Below are 20,619 nucleotides of genomic sequence, written 5' to 3' on the forward strand. Positions count from 1 at the left end.
GAAGAAAACCGGCCCCTGCCACGCGCAGTTGATCACTCGACATCATATAGTTTTTGGCAAGATTAGGTTACGGCAAAACAGGGAAGTCATGGCGGGCAATTCGACTACATCCATTCTAGTGTCACCTGGATCTTCTGATGAGACGATAAAGTCGGTGCGAGAGGTCAAAGGCTTTCCTCTTCGCCTCTACGCGCGACTGCCCCAGAAGCAGATCGTTCTGTCACGTTATGGCCGCGCAGCAATACCAACTGGAATAACTATCGCTCTACCCGACCTAGTTGAAGCTCAGGTCATAGCGCCGCCTGAGTGGAGTTTAGAAACACCTCTAGCGGTCCTGAACTCACCGGGAACAATCGACCCGGACTATAGAGGCGAAATTCACGTTCTGCTTATCAATCTATCTGAGAGCCCCGTAACAATCATCCATGGGCAAGAGATTGCCGAGTTAAAGGCTGCGCGATTCACGCGCTTTGCTTTAGCGGAAATTGAATAGATTATATTCGTGATCTACGGCTTCCAGCCAGACGCCAAAAAAGCAACTATTTGATCCGAAATAACGACAGGATCTAGTGCGGTTGTGTCAAATACCAAATCAGAATGACGACGAAATTCCATAACTGAAAGTTCCGTACCAAGGGCATTTGCTTGCTCCCAGCTAAGCTGACCAGCATTAGATTCATACCTCTGGCGCCTATGGGCTTCATCGCAGTAAAGATAGACAACTCTGCAATCAGGGTCGATTAGCCTAGCGTAGCTGAGGGTTTCGACGAATCTCGGTCCATCGACCAAAGTAGGTGTTGGACCCGACAGGGATGCAAAGAGCAATTGGTGGAATTGCAAAAGTGCGCCTGCATCCCGCAGCTGCATGCCCAAGTCAGAAAGCGATCTACGGCCTCCGTCATTCCGCCCCAGCATCCGCCCCACGTTTCGGAGTGCTTCGCTAGCCGAGCGAGTCTGAAAACCGCGCTCTGCCAGATTTCGACAAACCGTACTTTTACCCGAGCATGTCTGCCCAACAACAAGTACAATCGATGGGGACCTGTGTTTCAACTAAGCACCCCTCAGGTGAGCCTTCGACAAGTGCTCGATTAAATCCACCACGGGCCCAATGTCGCCACGCCGCTTCACTTGGCACATGTAGAGATGTGAGCTCACCGCCCCAGCTCCATGTGCGTCGAACCGGTAAAGAACTTCGCTTCCGTCCCATTTCCTTACTATGGAGCACTTGATTGGTGTAGGGCTTCCAAACCGGATCTTGTTCTGCTCTTCGAGCTGCTGAACAAGTGCCGCAGCATCGACTGTCCCGCCAAGTCCCAAAACGACTTTTTCCCGTGAAGAGTCACTAATGATATTCAAACCTTCACGGCTGGCCAACCGCTTAAAAATCGCTAGAAATTCAGCATTGTCCTTGACGAAAGAAAAGTCGCCCGAAAAAATTGTAAGCCCCTGAGCACTCTTAAAGCTTTCACGCATTAACTCCAAATCGTGCCCCGATCGGTTTAACTCCGTCGTCCGAACCCTGCCGAACCTTAGTCGGGCACTATACAGACTTAGTATCGGAACGCACAGAAGCACCAAGCCAACAACTATGCTCAGATTCCTGTAGGCAACCGCCAACATGCTATCACGATCCCCCCCAATATCCACATCACACAAGGGCGAAACGAAATTTCCATTCAGTGCGCACACCATAAAGTCAGGAAGCTTACTTATATGATAGGAGAAGTAAAGCAAAACAACGCCCGATATCAAACTCGCGCCACTAACAATCTTTGGAACATGATTTTGAATTATTTTGTTGAAGCCGCTCGACAGGTAGGCAATAGATTTAGATATGAATTCCCAGAAAAAGTAATGTGTGCCTTCTCGGTGAATTGAGTAACATTCAGATAGTTCGGATATCTTTCCCTGATCGAACTTGAAACAAATTTCTCCGAATATTGTTTGCCTTTGCCGCTCTTCTGAATCCAAGAAGGTCGCACAAAACGCGACCCTGGATGAGTCGGCACCATCCTCAATGCGAATCGACTTAAAAATGTGAATGCCGTGCTGTCTTGATTTATTTCGTTCCCAGTATTCCCGCAGCTCACGCAGGCCGCTGATCGTTCGCTTGTCTTTGATATCGTATTTGCAGTTGGTTACGAATATATCCTGCAACATTGACGCATCGTGCTTAAGCCAAGATTCAAAGTAGGAATCTATTAATTTATCAATTGGATTCATCTCCAAAAAACCCCACCGGATATAGTTATGATTTCTTGCCGCAAATAGACCGAAAGTTCCGGATCAAGCGGCAACTTCATCGATTTGACCAATCTGTTATTCCACCCGCCTGACGCCGTGGAATCAGCTACAGCCCTGACTATCGGCAAGTAATCGACAACCACCGAAAAATCTCCGATAGCGCCTCTAATTGCCGCATTGCAACAAAGTAAGTGGCGGTTTTCGCACAAGAAGTATGAAAGTAAACGGGGTTCGGACTTCTCAAGAAATAGATCTTGAGTCACTCGCCGCTTCTGAAAGGAAACGTTGCGCGGCATCAATTGGCGCTGCAGAAGCTCTTGAAATATCGCCTCCTGAGCAGGGCTCTCGTCGTAAATAGTGCAACTCAGATTAGGAGATACATTAATAGCGGCGAGTGAGAAAGGGCCTCCACCACCTCCGAAATCCATAAAGCGGGATTTGCCTGCGATCTCCGTGCTTGCAAACCTGCACACAGCTAAGCACTTAATAAAATTCCTCAGCCAGTATGCGGAGTTGAACTCTTCCGCAAGCGAACTGTAGTCGATTCGGGCATCCATCCCCTTCTTGGAAACAAGTTGCGACACCTTCTCAGTCGGGGCACGCGACAAAATGTCCGCTATGCTACGAGCAACTTTTGGCAAATCACCAAAGCCGACACCAGTTTGATGCGCGCTTGGAAAATAGTCCCGCCAACGCGTGTCTGGCTCGCTATCTTGTCGCCCAACTCTGATTGAGGTAGCAATCGGTAAAGTTAAATTGCCCACCGCGCACCTCAAAGCCGAATGCGTGCAAAAGCTATTGACATTTATTCAAAGTGGCCAACAGCTTACATTCTAGAACTGTAGTTTAAGGCTATAGATTTTGCCGCTCGGAAAATCAAGGCTATGGGTTCAGAAATCGAATTGCAAGTTATCAAATTGTAGAAAAAAAAGGCCGTCATTCTGTGGCGAACTGCCAAAGCTGCGGTTCTGAACCAGCAAGAGCCGCCTGAGCAGGCGCAAAACAAAGGATGCGCGCAGTGGCTGGGCCACAGCCGACCTGAGATCGCCGCCCCCCCCCCGACCTCACCCCACCAAACTCCAGAAGAACCGCGCCGAGACGAACAGCAGAAACACCGCAAACCCCATTTCCAGCTGCCGCTTGTTCAGCTTATGCGCCAGCTGCGCGCCATAGGGCGTAACCAGCATGGCGATCGGGAAGATCACCGCAAAGGCGATCCAGTTGACATAGCCGGTGGAAAAGGGCGGCAGGCCCGCCTCGCCCCAGCCGGCATAGATGAAGCCTAAAAAGGCCGGGATCGAGATCAGCACGCCGACCCCCGAGGAGGTCGCGACCGCCTGGTGGATCGGCCGGCCGAAGATCGTCATGAAGGTGTTGTTGAACACCCCGCCGCCAACCCCCATCAGCCCGGAAAAGAGCCCGATCGCCGAACCGGTCAAAAACCGCCAGGGCTGGCCCGGCAGTTCGGTGCCGAGATGCATGCGGTTGGAAAGGAAGAGCATGCGGGCGGCCAGCACCAGCCCCATCACCGCGAAGAACAGGCGAAGCCCAGCACTCGAAACGTAAGCCGCGACCACGGTCGCAAGCAGCGCCCCGAGCGGCACCGCGATCACCCAGCCCTTGAGCAGATCCATGTCGACCGCCCCGCGCGCCTGATGCGCCCGAAACGACCGCAGCGAGGTCGGCACGATCAGCGCCGTCGAGGTGCCAACCGCAAGATGCATGATCACCTCTTCCGGGATGCCGGCATAACCGAACACCTGGTAGAAGACCGGCACCAGCACCGCGCCCCCGCCGATCCCGAAGACGCCGGCCAAGAGCCCCGCCACGGCACCCGCCGCCGCCAGCATGGCAGCAAACATCAAGACATCGGCAATGGGCGGCATGGGGAGCACTCCGGATCAGGGTGGCCAGTCCAAACGGACGGCCTGAGGGGCAGGACAAGGCACCTGCAGCGGGACCCGACGGAAGGCCGGACCGGCAACAGGGTTGTGATCCCAAAGCCTCTAGGCCCTGCCCGCCCCGCCCGCAAGCCCGCGACCGGCCCGTCCGGTACGGCTTGGACGTTCACCGCTCGCGGAAGCCGGTCGAAGTGGGATGACCCTGTGCTCGCGGAGACGTAAGCAGACCCTTCCCCAGTCGCCCTCCGGGCACCAAGAGTCGCCGCAACAGAGACTTAGACAATTCCCGAATTAGGAAATTAAGCGATCACGAACCTTAGCGGCAGTTCCGCTTGTCGAGATAGAGCGAGCAATCCTTGCCGGCTGCCGCTGGAGCAGCCGCTGCCCGCCGGGTCGAAACCGGAACCGGATCCTCCAGGCCGGAATTGCCGCTATCGACCGAAAGCGGCAGGATCCCGCCCTCCTCCGGCATTTCGGCTACCTGCGTCTCGGCCATGATCGGCTGCGAGGCTGCGCTCGGGCCCGTCACGATCTGCGTCGGCTCGTCGAAACCGATCCCGTCGACCACAGGCTGGCTGGTATTGCCCTCGGCAATCGCCATGGCGCCGCCCTGCGTCACCACATGCGGCTGCACGCCGACAGGGCTCGTCGCATCCGCATAGCCGGCATCCGAGAGAGACGACGCCCCGCCGATCCCGAGCTCCCCGTCGATATTGACGCCACCTTCGGGGATCGCCATCGCCGTCATGCCGGAAGGTGCGGCCCCATCCGCCGCAGTGTCGACGGCAGGAGCCTCGGCCAGATTGGGTGTATTCAGATAATCGATGCCCGCGCTGCCGCCGTTTTGCGCAGCAGCCGGCGGCGCATAGGCGGCCGTCTCCGGCGAAACCTCGCCGACCCGCCCGACCAGCACCCGCCCGTCCCGGCTGCGGTCGACCTTGCCGATGAGCTGGTCGCCCGCCCGCGGTCCGCCGACATCGGCAAAGGGAATGCGATCGCTGCCGGAACATCCCGACAGCAGCAGGACCGAAAACGCAGCCACCGTCAGCCGGCGGCCAAGGGACGAAAACACAAGACTCATTTCACCCTCGATGGCCCTGAATGGGACAACTTCCGGCAGCATAGGGCCTTCCGGCTTAATGCGCCATGAACGGAATCGGCAAGCATTGCGGAGCAAAAAGGAAGGGGCCGACGGATCGCTCCACCGGCCCCGGATCTTTTGCCGTCGTCTTGACCGTCAGGCTGCCCGGCGATGCCCCGCCGCCGCCTGCGCGGCATTTACCTTCAGGCGCGAGAGCAGCTGGCGCAGATTGTAGCTCTCTTCCGCCAGCGACTGGCCGGCGGCCGAGGTTTCCTCAACCATGGCAGCATTTTGCTGCGTCATCTGGTCCATGTGGTTGACCGAGGTGTTGATCTCGGCAAGCCCTGTCGCCTGCTCCTTGGCAGCGGTCGCGATCGTGTTAACGCTCTCGTTGACGCGGTTCACCAGCGCCTCGATCTCGAGCAGCGCCTCGCCGGTCGAACGCACAAGGCCCACACCGGTATCGACTTCCGCCGCCGAAGCGCTGATCAGCGTCTTGATCTCCTTCGCCGCATTGGCCGAACGCTGCGCCAGCTCCCGCACTTCCTGCGCCACGACCGCAAAGCCGCGACCGGCTTCACCCGCACGCGCCGCCTCGACGCCTGCGTTCAGAGCCAGGAGGTTGGTCTGGAAGGCGATTTCGTCGATCACCGAGATGATCTGGCTGATCTTCTGCGAAGACCCTTCGATTCGGCCCATGGCATCGACGGCGCTGCGCACGATCTCGCCGGAGCGGTTGGCGCTCGACTTTGTCTCGGCCACCATCTGGCGGGCTTCGTTCGCCCGTTCGGCCGCCGTGCGCACGGTCGCGGTGATCTCGTCCAGCGCCGCTGCCGTCTCTTCCAGGGCCGCCGCCTGCTGTTCGGTGCGCTTCGACAGGTTGTTCGTCGCCTCGCTGATATTGCCGGCCGAGGACGTCACGATGTCACTCGTCTGGTTGATCGCGGCAATTACACCGCCAAGCGAGTCCACCGCACGGTTGAAGTCGTCCCGCAGTTTCTCGTATTCCGAGCCGATCACGCCGATCTGCACCGTGAGGTCACCCTCGGCCAGACGTTCCAGTGCCGAACCCAGCGCGTTGATCGCATGGTTCTGGCGCTCAGACGAGGTCCGCAGGTTCAACTCGTTGCGCTCGCGCTCGCCGTTCAGGCTCGCCTGTTGCTCGGCCTCGCGGTCACGCAGCTCGATACGGTCGCGCACGCTGTCACGCAGCACGACCAGCGTCTGCGCCATGCCGCCGATCTCGTCGCGACGCTTGGTGTCGGCGATCTCGATATCGACCTTTTCCTCGGCAATATCGCTCATCGACTGCTTCAGGCGGTTGATCGGCTTGACGACACTGCGCACGACCAGCGTGGCGCAGACGAGCTTGCCGACGAGGGCCAGCGCAATCAGCATGCCGTACTGGATGGCGGTCTGACGAAAGAGAGCCGCAAGGTCATCCGAATAGACGCCAGTGCCGACGACCCAGCCCCAGGGCTCAAAGCCGATGACATGCGACAGCTTCTCGACCGGCTCCTCGAAGCCCGGCTTCGGCCAGTAATAGTCGACGAAGCCTTCCTTGCTCGCCTTCACGGTATTGACGAACTCGACGAACAGATGCTTGCCGTTCGGGTCCTTGTTCTGGCTCAGATCCTTGCCGTTCAGCTCCGGCTTGATCGGATGCATGACCATGGCCGGCTGCATGTCGTTGATCCACATATAGCCATCGGGCTGATAGCGCATGGCACCGATGACATCCTTGGCTCGCTCCTGCGCCTCCTCGCGCGTCAGCGTGCCGTCCAGTTCCATCTTGTGGTATTTGTCCAGGATCGCGACAGCGTTGTCATTGATCTGCGCCAGACCGATCCGGCGCTCCTCGACCAGCATGTCATATGACTGAAACAGGCTGTAAGTCAGCGCACCCACAAGGACTGCCAGAGCCAGTGCGACCAGTGCATAGAGGCGCACCGACAGAGACATGATTTTCATTCTTCCACCCCCAAAAATTCCATAATCTCTAAAGTTTGATATTTATCAGTTCTAATTTCCGTAAATGCGCGCCTGCGAAAAATGAGGGGCGCATTTTCACCCACTAAAATTAGTAGTGGCGCCCTTGGTCTGAGGGTCGTTCCTTGGCGGAAATGCAAGAGAAGAGAATCAAGCAACCATGACGATTGAGGCAAATACACCGACGGGCGAACTGACACTGAGAACGCTTGCCATGCCGGCCGATGCCAATGCCGCCGGCGATATTTTCGGTGGCTGGGTCATGGCCCAGATGGACCTCGCCTGCGGCATCCGCGCCGCCGAACGCGCCCGCGGCCGCGTGGTGACCGCCGCCGTTCAGGAAATGGCCTTCGCCATGCCGGTCAAGATCGGCGACACGCTCTGCGTCTACACGGAGATCAGCCGCGTCGGCCGCACCTCGATGACGCTCAAGGTCGAAACCTGGGCCCAACGATACCTCACCCATGTCATGGAAAAGGTGACCGAGGCGACCTTCGTCATGGTGGCGCTCGATGCCGAGGGCAAGCCGACGCCCGTTCCGGCCGCCTGAACCGCATCAACGTTCGGCCATCTGCCGGAACAGCGCCTCGCAGGCCTCATCCATCGGGAAGAACATCTCGATCTTGATGTCGGCCAGCGCGATATCCTCGGCCGTGCCGAATTGCGTCATCGTCGAAAACATCGGATAGACCTGGCCCCCGAGACGGAAGCGGACCGTCAGCACCGGCGGCAGGTCGCCGCCGCGGTTCGGATCACCGTCTTCCGCCACCTGCCCGGTAAGCCCCTGAGCGGCCCGTTCCAGAACCGGGTCGCCGCCCAGATGCGCACTCTCCAGGCGGAAGCGGGCGGCCAGATGCTGCGCGACCTGCACCCAGTTCTCGACCAGCTCGACACCGCGTCCCGGTAGAAGCAAAAAGTCGAGGAAGCTGTCACCCATATCGAGCCCGAAACCGGCCAGCATGCCCCGGCCGCTGCCATTGGCGTCCAGCACGCGCCAATGCCGATCGAAGACGAAGGCCGGATAGGGCGAGTGTCCCTCGATCATATGCGCGATCGCCTTGCGGATCGGCTCCATCGCCGCACTGTCCAGCGGACGGCTGGCATAGGCGGCCCGAAACCCAGCGGCGTCCAGCATCAGGTTTCGGTCCGCCCGGGGCACCTCGAGCGCTTCGCCGAGCAGCAGCACCATGCGCCGGCTGGGTTTTGCCCGTCCCGTTTCCAGAAACGCGATGTGCCGGGCGGAAACCTCTGCGGCAAGCGCCAGCTGCAGCTGGCTCATCCGCCGCTTGCCACGCCAGGTTTTCAGCTGCCCGCCGAATTCAGTCGCCATCGCCGGTCTCCCTGTCTTCCGCTGCCACCATGGCATCAGCGCAGTTTTGCCACGCCTGCTTGAGGCCGTCACTTACCTCCGGGGTAATTGCAGCCCCGTCTCGCCCGCTTCAGGCTCTCGGACGTCCAAACAACCAGAGGAATGTTGCCATGTCCGCCGATTTCACGCCCACCTGGCTGAAGCTCACCAGCCTGTTCGTCATCCTGCTCGGCCTGTTGGTCGCCGCCGGAGCCCATCCCGCAACGGCCTTGCCGGCCAACATTCTGACCGACATCGTCTTTTGGCCCTTGGATGGCCAGCAGGCGCTCGATACTGAGGCCGCACACATGCTCGCCGCGATCAGCGGCGGTGTCATGGTCGGCTGGGGCCTCATGATGTGGCTTGTCATCGACCGGCTGTATCTTGCCGATCCCAGGCTCGCACGCCTGCTCTTGGTGGAATCCACTCTGGCCTGGTACCTCGTCGACAGCACGGGGTCCTTCATTTCAGGCGCGATCGTCAACGTTCTCTTGAACACGGCGCTGATGCTCGCGATCGTCGTTGCGGCATGGCGCATCGGATCCAGGGCTGCTGTCGTGCAGCCGTGAACGACCATTGGCGAATGGGTGGAAGGGCGCAGCCAGATCGGACTGCGCCCTCTCATCCCTCATCCGCGGAAGACGAAGGCTGCACCGGCCGCAATCAGCGCAAAGCCGATGGCGTGGTTGATCGTCAGGCTCTCTTTCAGGAAGAAGACGGAAAAGCCTGAGAACACGATCAGTGTGATCACTTCCTGGATCGTCTTGAGCTGCGCCGCCGAATAGACCTCGGCGCCGATACGGTTGGCCGGAACGGCAAGGCAATACTCGAAGAAGGCAATGCCCCAGCTCGCGACAATGGCGATCCAGAGGGCTGACGTCTTGTATTTGAGATGACCGTACCAGGCGAAGGTCATGAAGATGTTGGACAGCGAAAGAAGCAGGATGGGCCAGAGAGCGGCGGGGGAAAAGCTCGGCATGAGACGCTCGTGTGAGAGGAGTATGAAGGTGCGACCCGAGTCGCCCCGGATATCTGCTCATAGCAATATGGAATGAGCATGGTGCAACTCTCTTGCATGCGCCCGGCGCCTATCGAACCGACGATTGCAACCTGAGGAAATCAGGTCGGCGTATCGGCCCCCCTTCCTTTGCGCGTCAAGCGGGCAGGCAGCGGCCGCGCTTTAACACCGAAAAGTTGCCGATGATTTCTCGTTAAATTGCGCAAAGCTGCCGTAACATCCCGTTAAGTCGCTCTTGTTATTGAGTATTTATTGCGATCGGTATGGGTTTTATTTTATGTGGTTGAGTGAGAGCCGAAGCGGCAAGACAATGCCGGCAGTGCTGCAAGCCCAGGTGGCGGACATCGCCGACGGCTATCGCTCCACCCTGGTCCTCAACCTCATCACGCTGTGCGTCAGCCTCTTGATCATCCACCTCAACAATGAGGCAAGCACCGTCAACCTGGTCTGGTTTGGCTGTGCGCTGGTGGTCGTCTCGGCCCGCGCCTATTGCATGAATGCCTTGACCAGACGCGGCGCGCTAATCTCCGCCCCCCAGACGAGCCTGCGTATCCTCTCCGTCGGCGCTCTCGCGCTCGGCCTGGTCTGGGCCACCCTGCCCTGGACCGTGCCCGCATTCGATCCCCTCGGCCGCCACGCAGCCCTTTTCCTGATCATGGGCGGGATGGCCGCCGGCTCAGTGATCAAGCAGATCGGCTACACGCCGCTTGCCCTCAACTATTCGATCCCGATCCTGGTGTCGCTGGTGATCAATCTCCTGACCCTGTGGCGCGCCACCGAGGTCCTGATCGGCGCCTGCCTCTGCCTGATGATCCTGGTCTTCATCCGCCGCAGCATCTGGGCGGAACGCATGTTTGTCAGCAGCCAGGTGGCGCGCCACGAGGCGACGGCGCTTGCCGACAGCCTGACGCGGGCTAACAGCGACATCCTGCGCCAGAATTCGCGCCTGGAGGCACTCGCCAATCGCGACACGCTGACAGGCCTCGCCAACCGCATGTTCTTCCATGGCCGTCTGGCCGGTGACATCGCCCGCGCCGCCGTCGTGAAGGAAGAGGTCGCGCTCCTAATCTTCGACGTGGAACGCTTCCAGTCGATCAACGACACGCTCGGCCACAGCGCCGGCGACGCCCTGCTCCGCGAGATCGCGGCCCGCCTCTCCTCCATCGTCGAGGATGGCAGCCTGATCGCGCGGCTCGGCGGTGACGAGTTTGCCGTCGTGGTCAGCGGCCCGGAAGCTCTGGAACGCGCCCGCGCCCACGCCGCCTCCGTGCTCGAGGCAAGCCGCCGTCCGATCCACTGGCACCAGCGCCAGGCCGTTGTCGGCCTCAGCGTCGGTCTGGCCGCCTATCCGGATCACGCCGAAAACGCCGAGGAACTGCTCGCCTGTGCCGACATGGCGCTCTACGACGCCAAGCGTGGTGACCGCCGCCAGCTGCGCGAATTCGATCCGGATCTGCGCCGCAACGCCGAGCGCAAGCGCATCATCGAACAGGATCTGGAGCGGGCCATCGACACCGGGGCTCTCGGTGCCTGGTTCCAGCCGCAGGTCGACCTGATGACGCGCCGCATCACCGGCTTCGAAGCCCTGGTCCGCTGGCAGCATCCGCAACTCGGCTTCGTCTCGCCGCCCGAGATCGTCAATGCCGCCCGCGCCGTGCATCTCTCCGAACAGCTGACCGCCCGCATCGCCGGCGACGCCTGCCTGCTCGCCCGCCGCCTTCCCAAGCTCGGCCTAGCGGACGTGACGGTCGCACTCAACGTCTCGCCGCGCGAATTCGCCCTCTATTCCGTCGCCTCCATGCTGCAGCGGGTGACGACCGCCCATGACGTCGATCCCTCGGCGCTGGAGATCGAGATCACCGAAGAGGCGATCCTCGATCCGGCACTCGCCGATGAGCAGCTGAAGCAGCTGGAACAGGCCGGCTACAAGCTCGCCGTCGACGATTTCGGCATGGGCCACTCGTCGCTTGCCTATCTCATCGGCCTGAAGGTCGACCGGCTGAAGATCGACCGCAGCTTCGTCAGAGACGTTGCCCGCAGTGAAACCAACCAGAAGCTCATCTCCGCCATGGTGAGCCTCGGCCAGTCCCTGTCGCTCGAAATCGTCGTGGAAGGCGTCGAGACCCCCGAGGACGCCGCCATCCTCGCCCGCCTCGGCTGCAGCACCGCCCAGGGCTTTCTCTTCGCCCGCCCCATGCCCCCAAGCGCCCTCGACCCTTGGATCGCCGACCACCAGCCCAACACCGAGCTGAAGCGCAAGGGTAAGGCGAAACACCTGTCGGTGGCGTGAACGTTAGATTTACGAGCAGTCCTGACGAGCGACGATCCTAAAGATCGTGCGTTGCGTCGACACGTGACAACACGCCGTGCAGCATCCTGGCAAACGGCCTGATGTCCAGATCGACATCTAGGTCCTGAATGGGAGTTTGCCCATTCCAACCGAGGCGCTGCATAGGCAGCAGCACAAAGATATCCGCGCCCCTGATTGCAATCTGTGGGAGGTTCTGGAGCTTGAGCGTCAGCAGCACGTCGACCGCCGCGACCAGCCCGGACAGTCTCGCGGTGGCGGCACTTACATCCGTTGTGACGAAATCATACGCCCACCGACCGAGATGTGTGGTGTTGGGAACCGGTCTCAGGCGGTCCGGTAGCGCGGTGCCCTGCCACAGCGAGCGCTGCCTGTTGGGCCGCCTGAGCGCGGCGAAATCGCCGGGGAATGAGGTCGACGCCTGAACCCATACGATGAGGCCACAAAACGTCGTCTCTGCAGTGTCATCGCCCCGTGTCCGCGTCAGCAAAGTCTGTGTGATCGAAAATGGAATGCCGGCGACCGAGCCTTCGACATGAAAATCGCAATCGATCTCGTCGCGCGGAACGAAATAATGACCCGGCATGCGCTCGATCTGTCGTGCCGGCTTCCTGGTAACGATCGACCACTGGTCGAGGCCGGGCAGAAGCAGGGGCAGGATTGCGATGTAGAAATCCGTCTGGAACCGACGCTGCTTGGCCGCGATGACCATGAAGAGCGGGGCCGGCGCTAGCAATGCCAGAAAAAGCGTCGCGGACGCGATTTCGGGATCGGACCGGAGGTAGCTCAGCCAGAGCCCGGCGCCGCAGGCCAACGCGATGACGCCTAGGCCGCAAATCTTGAGCATTCGCTCCTGGCGCAGCAGACTCTCACGCGCCGTGCTATGGGCAAGAACAACCGCCTTGACCGCGGACCAGTCCGGCTCCGGCGAGGTGAACTGCTGTGCGGGCGAATGAGCAGTATGGATGCGAAGCCTCCCATCGGTTGCAGCATCACTATGCGCAACCCCGCCAGTCTTCGCAATACATCCGTGTGGATACAGCGCCCCCACCCTCCTGCCACCACGCTGGCAACAACCTCCTTTGCCCGTTGCGTTTTTGTTCTGATTTCCCGCCGCCGCCCCTTCCCTTTGCCGCTGCCCTTCTCCATATTCCGGCCATGGCCAAGTCTCCCAGATCCTCCGCCCCCTCTGATAGTTTCGAGGAAGCCCCGCAAGCTCCGTTCGAAGGCGCGCCGCTCTCCGGCTCGGTTTCGGATTGGGTGAAGCAATTGGAGGCGGAGGCCGAGGCCTCGACCGTCGAGAGCCAGCGCGAACTAGCGTCGAAGGCCGGCAAGCACCGCAAGAAAATCGAGATCGAGGCCCGCCGTCACGCCGAGAAGGTGGCGCTGGAAAAGGCGCAGAAACCCACCACCGCCAAACACACCACCGCCTCCAAAACCTCCCGCGGCGTCTCGATCGGCGCCTCCTCCGACCCCAAGACCCGCGCCGCCGCCGGCCTCAATCCGATCGCCGGGATGGATGTCTCGCTCGAGGAAGCCCAGTCGCTCGCCACCGGGGCCGTGACCGCCACCGTCGACGCGCTTTCAAAGCTCATCGAAAGCGGCAATCCGCTGTTCAAGAACGGCGAGATCTGGGTGCCGCACCGCCCTGCCCGCCCGCAAAAGTCCGAAGGCGGCATCTCGATCCGCATGGCCTCGGACTACAAGCCCGCCGGCGACCAGCCGACCGCGATCAAAGACCTCGTCGAGGGCCTGAATTCCGGCGAGCGCTCCCAGGTCCTGCTCGGCGTCACCGGCTCCGGCAAGACCTTCACCATGGCCAAGGTGATTGAGGAGACCCAACGCCCGGCCGTCATCCTCGCGCCGAACAAGACGCTCGCCGCCCAGCTCTATTCCGAGTTCAAGAACTTCTTCCCCGACAACGCGGTCGAATATTTCGTCTCCTACTACGACTACTACCAGCCGGAAGCCTATGTGCCGCGCTCGGATACCTTCATCGAGAAGGAGAGTTCGATCAACGAACAGATCGACCGCATGCGCCACGCCGCCACCCGTGCCATTCTCGAGCGCGACGACTGCATCATCGTCGCCTCGGTCTCCTGCATCTATGGTATCGGCTCGGTCGAAACCTACACCGCCATGACCTTCCAGATGCAGGTCGGCGACCGCATCGACCAGCGCCAGCTCCTGGCCGACCTCGTCGCCCAGCAATACAAGCGCCAGGACATCAACTTCATCCGCGGCTCCTTCCGCGTGCGCGGCGACACGATCGAAATCTTCCCCGCCCACCTGGAGGATGCCGCCTGGCGCATCACCCTCTTCGGCGACGAGATCGAGAGCATCACCGAATTCGATCCGCTGACCGGCAAGAAGACCGGCGAGATGAAGTCGGTCAAGATCTACGCCAACAGCCACTACGTCACCCCGCGCCCGACGCTGAACGGCGCCATCAAGGCGATCAAGGACGAGCTCAGGCATCGCCTCGCCGAGCTCGAAGCCGCCGGCCGCCTGCTCGAAGCCCAGCGCCTCGAACAGCGCACGAAATACGACATCGAAATGCTCGAGGCGACCGGCTCCTGCGCCGGCATCGAGAACTATTCCCGCTACTTGACCGGCCGCAAGCCGGGCGAGCCGCCGCCGACGCTCTTCGAATACATCCCCGACAACGCCCTGATCTTCATCGACGAAAGCCACGTCACCATCCCGCAGATCGGCGGCATGTACCGGGGCGACTTCCGCCGCAAGGCAACGCTTGCCGAATACGGCTTTCGCCTGCCCTCCTGCATGGACAACCGCCCGCTTCGCTTCGAGGAATGGGACGCCATGCGCCCGCAGACGGTCGCCGTCTCCGCCACGCCCGGCAACTGGGAGATGGAAGCGGCCGGCGGCGTCTTTGCTGAACAGGTCATCCGCCCCACGGGCCTCATCGACCCGCCGGTCGAGGTCCGCTCGGCCAAGACCCAGGTCGACGACGTGCTCGGCGAAATCCGCGAAACCGCGCAGAAGGGCTACCGCACCCTCTGCACCGTGCTCACCAAGCGCATGGCGGAAGATCTGACCGAATACCTGCATGAACAGGGCGTGCGCGTCCGCTACATGCACTCCGACATCGACACGCTGGAGCGCATCGAGATCATCCGCGATCTGCGCCTCGGCGCCTTCGATGTCCTGGTCGGCATCAACCTGCTGCGCGAGGGCCTCGACATCCCCGAATGCGGCTTCGTCGCCATCCTCGATGCCGACAAGGAAGGTTTCCTCCGCTCGGAAACCTCGCTCATCCAGACGATCGGCCGCGCCGCACGAAACGTCGACGGCAAGGTCATCCTCTATGCCGACCAGATCACCGGCTCCATGCAGCGCGCCATGGACGAGACCGCCCGCCGCCGCGAAAAGCAGATGGCCTACAATCTCGAACACGGCATCACGCCGGAATCGGTCAAGGCGAAGATCTCCGACATCCTGGACTCAGTCTACGAACGCGACCACGTCCGCGCCGACATCTCCGGCGTCTCCGGCAAGGGTTTCGCCGATGGCGGCCACCTCGTCGGCAACAACCTCCAGGCCCATCTCAACGCGCTCGAAAAACAGATGCGCGACGCCGCCGCCGACCTCGACTTCGAAACCGCCGCGCGCCTGCGCGACGAGATCAAACGCCTCAAGGCCGCCGAACTCGCCGCCATGGATGACCCGATCGCCAAGCAAGAGGCGTCGAGCGCCGAAGGCGCGAGAGGGAATGGAAAGAACCAGGCGAAGGCAACGGAGAGCGGTGGCGGAAACCGCAAGGCCGCCGCAGGCACCCACCTCCCCCTCGAGGGGGGAGGTCGCGCGGCACGCGCGGGTGGGGGTGATCCCGCCGCCGAAGGTCACCCCACCCCGGACCTGCGGTCCGACCCTCCCCCTCAAGGGGAGGGTGTACCCCGCATCTCCCCCTCCGGCCGCAACAAATCCGGCACGCCCGAGGGCAAGGGCAGCTATTTCTCAAAACCCCATATCGACGACATGGGCCCCGGCACCGACACCGCCGTCCCCCTGCCGAAATCGGGTGCGGAAGGCTCCTATTTCCGCAAGAACACCCTCGACGAAATGACCGTCGGCCGCACCGAAAAACCGGTGACCGGCAAGATCCCGGAGAAACCCCGCGCTCCCGCCTCTCCCCTTGTGGGAGAGGATAGTTCGCCCCAAGAGGCGAAGCCGATTGGCGAGGCGAACTTGGTGAGGGGGTCAACCGCCTCCGACGACCCCCGCCCCATCATCCGCGCCCGCTCCGGCGCCGGATCCTACGAAGACCCGATGGATCAGAAGCGCAAGGGCCGCACCAAGGGCAAGACGGGACGCCCGGGTCGGTGACGTTATCTCCCCCCTTGCGGGGAAGAACGGAATTTCAGCATCTTGGCGCAGCCAAGTGCTAGAAATTCCTAGAGAGGGGCAACTGGGGACACCATGCAAGACTTCGCAAGCCTGCTCTCCGATATCCTCAGTTACATGACCGCCGGCTGGCGCAGCCGCTCCCGCAGCGTGAGATGGCTGGTGCGGGGTATGACGATGGCGTTGGTGCTTGGGTTGGGGTGCGTTTTGTGGGCACTCCAATCAAATCTTTATTCATCTACGCGGTAGTCAAATTCATCCTTCGTAACTTCCTTGCCGAAATAGGTGATCATGCTCAAGATAGTAGGCCTCACTGATTGGAAACACAGCCCATCGATCCATCACCAACTGAATCTGCCAATCCATAGCTGTGGACTCGCCAATAGCTCGAAGGTGAACTTGGATTGTTACCGCTTGACGCGGCTCAGGCGGAAAAATATCTAGATCTTCTTCGTTGTATTTGATTTTGAATACAAAATCCGGAGCCGCTGCGCTTCGGTCAAGCCAGCCCTCAATATAGGGCTTCCAATCCAATGTACCGTCAGGTCTTACGGAGAATTCTCCGGCCCCTTTCGTAGAAGAGATTTCCTGCTCTAACGCAACTATAGGCGCGAGAAAGTCTCCAGCTTTAGCGATTATTTTAGTGACGGAAATCGTTCTCCGATTCCAATTGACGATTTTGAAACGTGCCGGTGCGCGATCCCCTCTTTTGCCGAGGGGTTGTATTGTCGGCGCCCCATCGCCAAGCTGAAAATCTATCTGTAATTGCTGTTGTTCAATCTGCTTTCGCAAACTCGAGACCGTCCACCAAGCCGCGATCAAGGCGCCAAAAGCGCCGGCCCATCCGCTTAGCGCACCGACCCAGTCAACCAAGCAAGTGTCAGAATTCCCGCACACAGCCTGACCTGCTTCAGGCATCGAAAGAACAATCCAAAGAAATATGTTGATCAGGACCAACGGACCGAGCCAAGCCATTACATTGTCAGGCGGCCGAATTCCCATCAGTGTAGCCCTCCGCTCAAGTTGTTTTTCCCCATCTTTGCTATATCGAAGGCTATAACCAGCGACCAGTGGCAATCGAGGTTGCATAGACGGTGGTAAATGCGACGATCACCTCCCCATGCGGGGGAGGACGGAAAATCGAAGGGTTAGGCGAGCGCAAGCCGCCTAAACTTCAGATTTTTCCGGAGAGGGGCACGGCTTCGTTGGCAATCACATCACAGCCCCGCTCTTGCGAAATCTGAGCTTTAATCCCTGATTGGCGAAGGTCTTCGCTTGTGACTGGATCCTCGGGTCAAGCCCGAGGATGACGACCCCTAGGGTTAGAGGAAGGTATTCTCCTCGAGCGGTGTGCGACCTGAAACGGCGGTGGAGGATACCTGTCGCTCCCCTCACCCTCCGTCATCCTCGGGCTTGACCCGAGGATCCGAACACAAGCGTGCCAAGGCCAGCCCCCCCGCCAGATCGCGCCAATTCCCGAAAAAAAGGGGGACGCCCCGCAGCGATTCCTCAACAAAAACAAACCCCCACACATTTTTTCATCCCCGCCCATTGCCACCCCCGTAGAATCAACGCTGTCCCGCCCTCGGATACACCTGACGATGCGATGTCAGGCGAGGCGGGGCCGGCGCCGGGATGGAGGGTTGTCGCAGACCTGAAATCCCGGCCCGCTGCAACGGTCTCCCTCCGGACGGGGGGCTGGTAACGAAGGTGACGGGGTCGGATGCTCTCGTCACCGGATACCCCGATCGGAAGGACGTGCCTTAGAGGCACACAGACAAGGCGCCCACGCCGTCGCGAACATCACCAGACGGCGGGGCGACAAAAACGGCGGGGATGAGGACCGAGGTCGAAAATGACCGAAGGCCGCATCCCCCGGGCGAGGGTCCCGGTCGGTATGGTGCACCATCCGGCGGGAACCTCCCGGGCCACCGGCCAGGCTCTGGCAGACACTTCTTCGGGAAGACTCTGCCGAGCCGGACCCTACGCCCGGTCATCCTCGGGCCTGACCCGAGGACCGTCGCCGCCTTGCCAGAGAGACGCATGCAGCGGGAATAGACGCCGAACGAGGCGTCGGAAGGAGCCACATACATTCCTTAGACAGGTTGCTTCTGGCGCCTCGTCCGAGACTTGAATGACCCACCCGGAGGACGACGAGTCTGACCGGTGGCGAAGCTTGGCCAAAAGTTTCCCCGCACCCTGAGGTGCCCGACCGCGTCGGGCCTCGAAGGGCGAGGCCACAGGTACAGAAAAAGAGAGGGATGCTTCGAGGCCCGCGCTTCACGCGGGCACCTCAGCATGAGGGCGTCGCCCCAACCGCCCCTTCCGAAATTCCCTATTTCGCCATTTCCCTAATCACCGAAAGGAGCCCGACATGCCAGACCCAAAAACCACCCCCGCCCCCGAACCGCTCACGCTGCGCCTGCTGCGCGACATCTTCGACAAACGGGGAATCCCACGCCGCTGCCCACGCCGCCGATGCCGGCGCAGCCGACACTGCAGCGGTGCAGCCCTCAGCCCGGTCGCCCCGCTCACCCCAGACGAAAGGCTGCCGCCCTGCGCCGTCAGCGCCAAACCCGAGGCGCGCCGGCAGTTCATCGCCATGGCGAGAGACTTGCTCCCGCCTCTGGACGACAGCACCACCCTTGGCACATGGCCCGATGACAGAGAGGCGGCCAACCATCTTCGCCAAGCGATCGCGATCGTCGAGCGTATTCATTCCCGCCCCGGCCCGCATCCGGACAGCGAAGGGACAGCGCTTGCCGCCTGGCATGCCACCGACCCAGCACCGGAACTCACCGCCCTTTGCCGCCGCATCTGGCGCCAACCCAAAGCGGAGAAGCGCCCAACCGCAAACGCGGGCGCCACCCAGCCCGTGACGCAGACTGTATCCAGCCAGGCGTCCCAGGGGCCGCACACATGAGGCCGATCACCCACCTCCCCCTCGAGGGGGGAGGTCGCCGCAAAGCGGCGGGTGGGGGTGATACCGGCGTGGTTCGGACTTTCCATCTAAACAGGTGGTCACCCCACCCCGGCCCTGCAGTCCGACCCTCCCCCTCAAGGGGAGGGTGGCGCCCCGCTGCCAAGCCCCTCATGCTGAGGTGGGCGCAGCAGCGCCCCTCGAAGCACGAGGCCCCCACTCTCCCCACCTGTGGGGGAGATGTCGGCGCAGCCGACAGAGGGGGGTATGCCGCAGGCACCAGCACCCGCGGACAGTGCCGGCGGGTTAAGCCCTCCCCCTTGTGGGGAGGGTTTGGGAGGGGAAAGCCGGAGGAGCCCCTACTCCGCCGCCTTGGGCAGATCCCCGACCTCGGCCTCGACGGGCAGCGGCTCCATCTCGTAGGAATAGCCCTCGAGCATGGCATAGGCCCGCTCGATCGCGGCGATCTGCACTTCCGAGGCCTTGATGGCGTCGGTGATCGATTGCGCCCGCGCCCGCAGCATCGAACCGAGCACATCGGTGTCCGGCCGGCGGCCGAGGCGGTCGAGATGCTTGCGCACCCGCGCGCGGTGGCGCTCCAGCTCGAGAATGTGGAAGCGGCATTTGAGGATGTCGTCGGTGAGCTTGCGGCGCAGCCCCGCGACCGGATCGAAGGAGCCGGGTTCGCGCTCGTCGAGGATCATGTCGTTGATCAGCGTTTCCAGCACCATCAGCCCCTTGAGGTCGGTGGGCTCGGCGAGCTGCGGGTCATAGCCCGTGTCGTCGAAGACGCGGCGGCGCACGGGATCCTTCAGGAGCTCGTAGCAGGCGGAGATCTTGGCGAAGGCATCCGCATCGCCGCCCGCATCCGGATGGGCCGTCTTCGCCACCTTGCGATAGGCGGCCTTGATCGCGGCCTCGTCGGCATCGCGGGCCAAGCCCAGGAGCTCGTAAGGATCGATCACCGCGGCACCCGTCTTTGCCATACTCATCCACTCCCGCGTCCTGAACGTCTCGACCCCGCCCCCGGTCACACCTCCCCTAAACCCGGAAGGCGGCTGCTTCAAGACGGAACACGAGCTCGTCCAAGGTCGCGATTAAGACGGGCTTTCGCCCGGGCGCCGGGCAACGCTTTGCAAGCGCGCCCGCTTCACCCCTCAAATCTCAAGGATTTCAGCCCGTTGCCGCCGAAAAGCGCCGCCGATTGTGACTTTTCATACTTGCCAAGATTCCGAAATGACCCTACCTCTTGTCGCGTTCGGGCAGCAATGATCCCGGAGACTGGACTGATGTGTATTGACCGCGACCCGCGGTCCTGGGGGCCTTCTCCCGCCGGTAGACGTTCTTTCCCCGTTATCGCGACCACTCGACGGTTCCGTTTCGGCGGAACTTTACCTAGCCGCTTCCGGTCCGCCGGCCGCGGCGCAGACGACAAACACGGGAAC

At 61.1% G+C, this 20,619-nt stretch carries 16 protein-coding genes; 6 read left to right on the forward strand and 10 right to left on the reverse strand.

Features of this window, described 5'->3' with window-relative positions; genetic code table 11:
* Window positions 1-88: 88 nt before the first annotated feature.
* Window positions 89-493, forward strand: coding sequence for a dUTP diphosphatase (locus M1E12_RS08285; RefSeq protein WP_479564345.1), 405 nt, complete (start codon window positions 89-91; stop codon window positions 491-493).
* Between the two features lie 557 nt (window positions 494-1,050).
* Here M1E12_RS08285 and M1E12_RS08290 read toward each other — a convergent pair.
* The 5 genes from M1E12_RS08290 to M1E12_RS08310 all read right to left on the reverse strand — a co-directional run bounded on the left by M1E12_RS08290 (window position 1,051) and on the right by M1E12_RS08310 (window position 7,197).
* Window positions 1,051-2,223 carry a hypothetical protein gene (locus tag M1E12_RS08290; RefSeq protein ID WP_479564346.1) on the reverse strand — a complete coding sequence of 391 codons (1,173 nt, stop codon included), beginning with the start codon at window positions 2,221-2,223 and terminating at the stop codon, window positions 1,051-1,053.
* The gene (locus tag M1E12_RS08295) at window positions 2,220-3,008 is read right to left on the reverse strand and encodes a hypothetical protein (RefSeq protein WP_479564347.1); all 789 of its coding nucleotides are present in this window, start codon (window positions 3,006-3,008) and stop codon (window positions 2,220-2,222) included. The genes M1E12_RS08290 and M1E12_RS08295 overlap by 4 nt, the downstream gene beginning before the upstream one ends.
* Window positions 3,009-3,308: 300 nt before the next feature.
* Window positions 3,309-4,130: a sulfite exporter TauE/SafE family protein gene (locus M1E12_RS08300; RefSeq protein ID WP_479564348.1), complete on the reverse strand. Its 822-nt coding sequence runs from the start codon at window positions 4,128-4,130 to the stop codon at window positions 3,309-3,311.
* Between the two features lie 331 nt (window positions 4,131-4,461).
* Entirely contained in the window at window positions 4,462-5,226 is a 765-nt protein-coding gene (locus M1E12_RS08305; RefSeq protein ID WP_479564349.1) for a hypothetical protein, read from the reverse strand.
* 156 nt (window positions 5,227-5,382) lie between these two features.
* Window positions 5,383-7,197, reverse strand: coding sequence for a methyl-accepting chemotaxis protein (locus tag M1E12_RS08310; RefSeq protein WP_479564350.1), 1,815 nt, complete (start codon window positions 7,195-7,197; stop codon window positions 5,383-5,385).
* A gap of 178 nt (window positions 7,198-7,375) precedes the next feature.
* Here M1E12_RS08310 and M1E12_RS08315 point away from each other — a divergent pair, with 178 nt between their 5' ends.
* On the forward strand, window positions 7,376-7,765 hold the full coding sequence (locus M1E12_RS08315) for an acyl-CoA thioesterase (RefSeq protein ID WP_479564351.1): 390 nt from the start codon (window positions 7,376-7,378) through the stop codon (window positions 7,763-7,765).
* 6 nt (window positions 7,766-7,771) lie between these two features.
* Here M1E12_RS08315 and M1E12_RS08320 read toward each other — a convergent pair whose 3' ends face one another.
* On the reverse strand, window positions 7,772-8,545 hold the full coding sequence (locus M1E12_RS08320; RefSeq protein ID WP_479564352.1) for an MmyB family transcriptional regulator: 774 nt from the start codon (window positions 8,543-8,545) through the stop codon (window positions 7,772-7,774).
* Window positions 8,546-8,694: 149 nt separating this feature from the next.
* Here M1E12_RS08320 and M1E12_RS08325 point away from each other — a divergent pair, with 149 nt between their 5' ends.
* Complete coding sequence (locus M1E12_RS08325; protein ID WP_479564353.1) at window positions 8,695-9,132, forward strand: hypothetical protein; 438 nt, start codon at window positions 8,695-8,697, stop codon at window positions 9,130-9,132.
* A 59-nt stretch (window positions 9,133-9,191) separates the two neighbouring features.
* Here M1E12_RS08325 and M1E12_RS08330 read toward each other — a convergent pair whose 3' ends face one another.
* Entirely contained in the window at window positions 9,192-9,542 is a 351-nt protein-coding gene (locus M1E12_RS08330) for a DMT family protein (RefSeq protein ID WP_113462313.1), read from the reverse strand.
* Between the two features lie 349 nt (window positions 9,543-9,891).
* On the opposite strand from M1E12_RS08330, the gene M1E12_RS08335 reads away from it, so the two are divergent.
* Window positions 9,892-11,871, forward strand: coding sequence for a putative bifunctional diguanylate cyclase/phosphodiesterase (locus M1E12_RS08335; RefSeq protein WP_479564354.1), 1,980 nt, complete (start codon window positions 9,892-9,894; stop codon window positions 11,869-11,871).
* A 37-nt stretch (window positions 11,872-11,908) separates the two neighbouring features.
* On the opposite strand, the gene M1E12_RS08340 is transcribed toward M1E12_RS08335, so the two are convergent.
* Window positions 11,909-12,736, reverse strand: coding sequence for a hypothetical protein (locus tag M1E12_RS08340; protein ID WP_479564355.1), 828 nt, complete (start codon window positions 12,734-12,736; stop codon window positions 11,909-11,911).
* Window positions 12,737-13,047: 311 nt separating this feature from the next.
* Between M1E12_RS08340 and uvrB the strand changes: the two genes are divergently transcribed.
* On the forward strand, window positions 13,048-16,236 hold the full coding sequence (gene uvrB / locus M1E12_RS08345; RefSeq protein WP_479564356.1) for an excinuclease ABC subunit UvrB: 3,189 nt from the start codon (window positions 13,048-13,050) through the stop codon (window positions 16,234-16,236).
* Between the two features lie 273 nt (window positions 16,237-16,509).
* Here the strand turns inward: uvrB and M1E12_RS08350 are convergent, their stop codons facing one another.
* A complete protein-coding gene (locus M1E12_RS08350; RefSeq protein ID WP_479564357.1) occupies window positions 16,510-17,229 on the reverse strand; it encodes a hypothetical protein in 720 nt (239 codons plus the stop codon).
* Window positions 17,230-18,628: 1,399 nt separating this feature from the next.
* On the opposite strand from M1E12_RS08350, the gene M1E12_RS08355 reads away from it, so the two are divergent.
* Window positions 18,629-19,177, forward strand: coding sequence for a hypothetical protein (locus M1E12_RS08355; RefSeq protein ID WP_479564358.1), 549 nt, complete (start codon window positions 18,629-18,631; stop codon window positions 19,175-19,177).
* Window positions 19,178-19,533: 356 nt separating this feature from the next.
* Here the strand turns inward: M1E12_RS08355 and M1E12_RS08360 are convergent, their stop codons facing one another.
* Window positions 19,534-20,160, reverse strand: a complete 627-nt coding sequence (locus M1E12_RS08360) for a J domain-containing protein (protein ID WP_479564359.1) — start codon at window positions 20,158-20,160, stop codon at window positions 19,534-19,536.
* Between the last annotated feature and the right edge of the window lie 459 nt (window positions 20,161-20,619).

This window comes from Rhizobium sp. K33 (assembly GCF_056501445.1).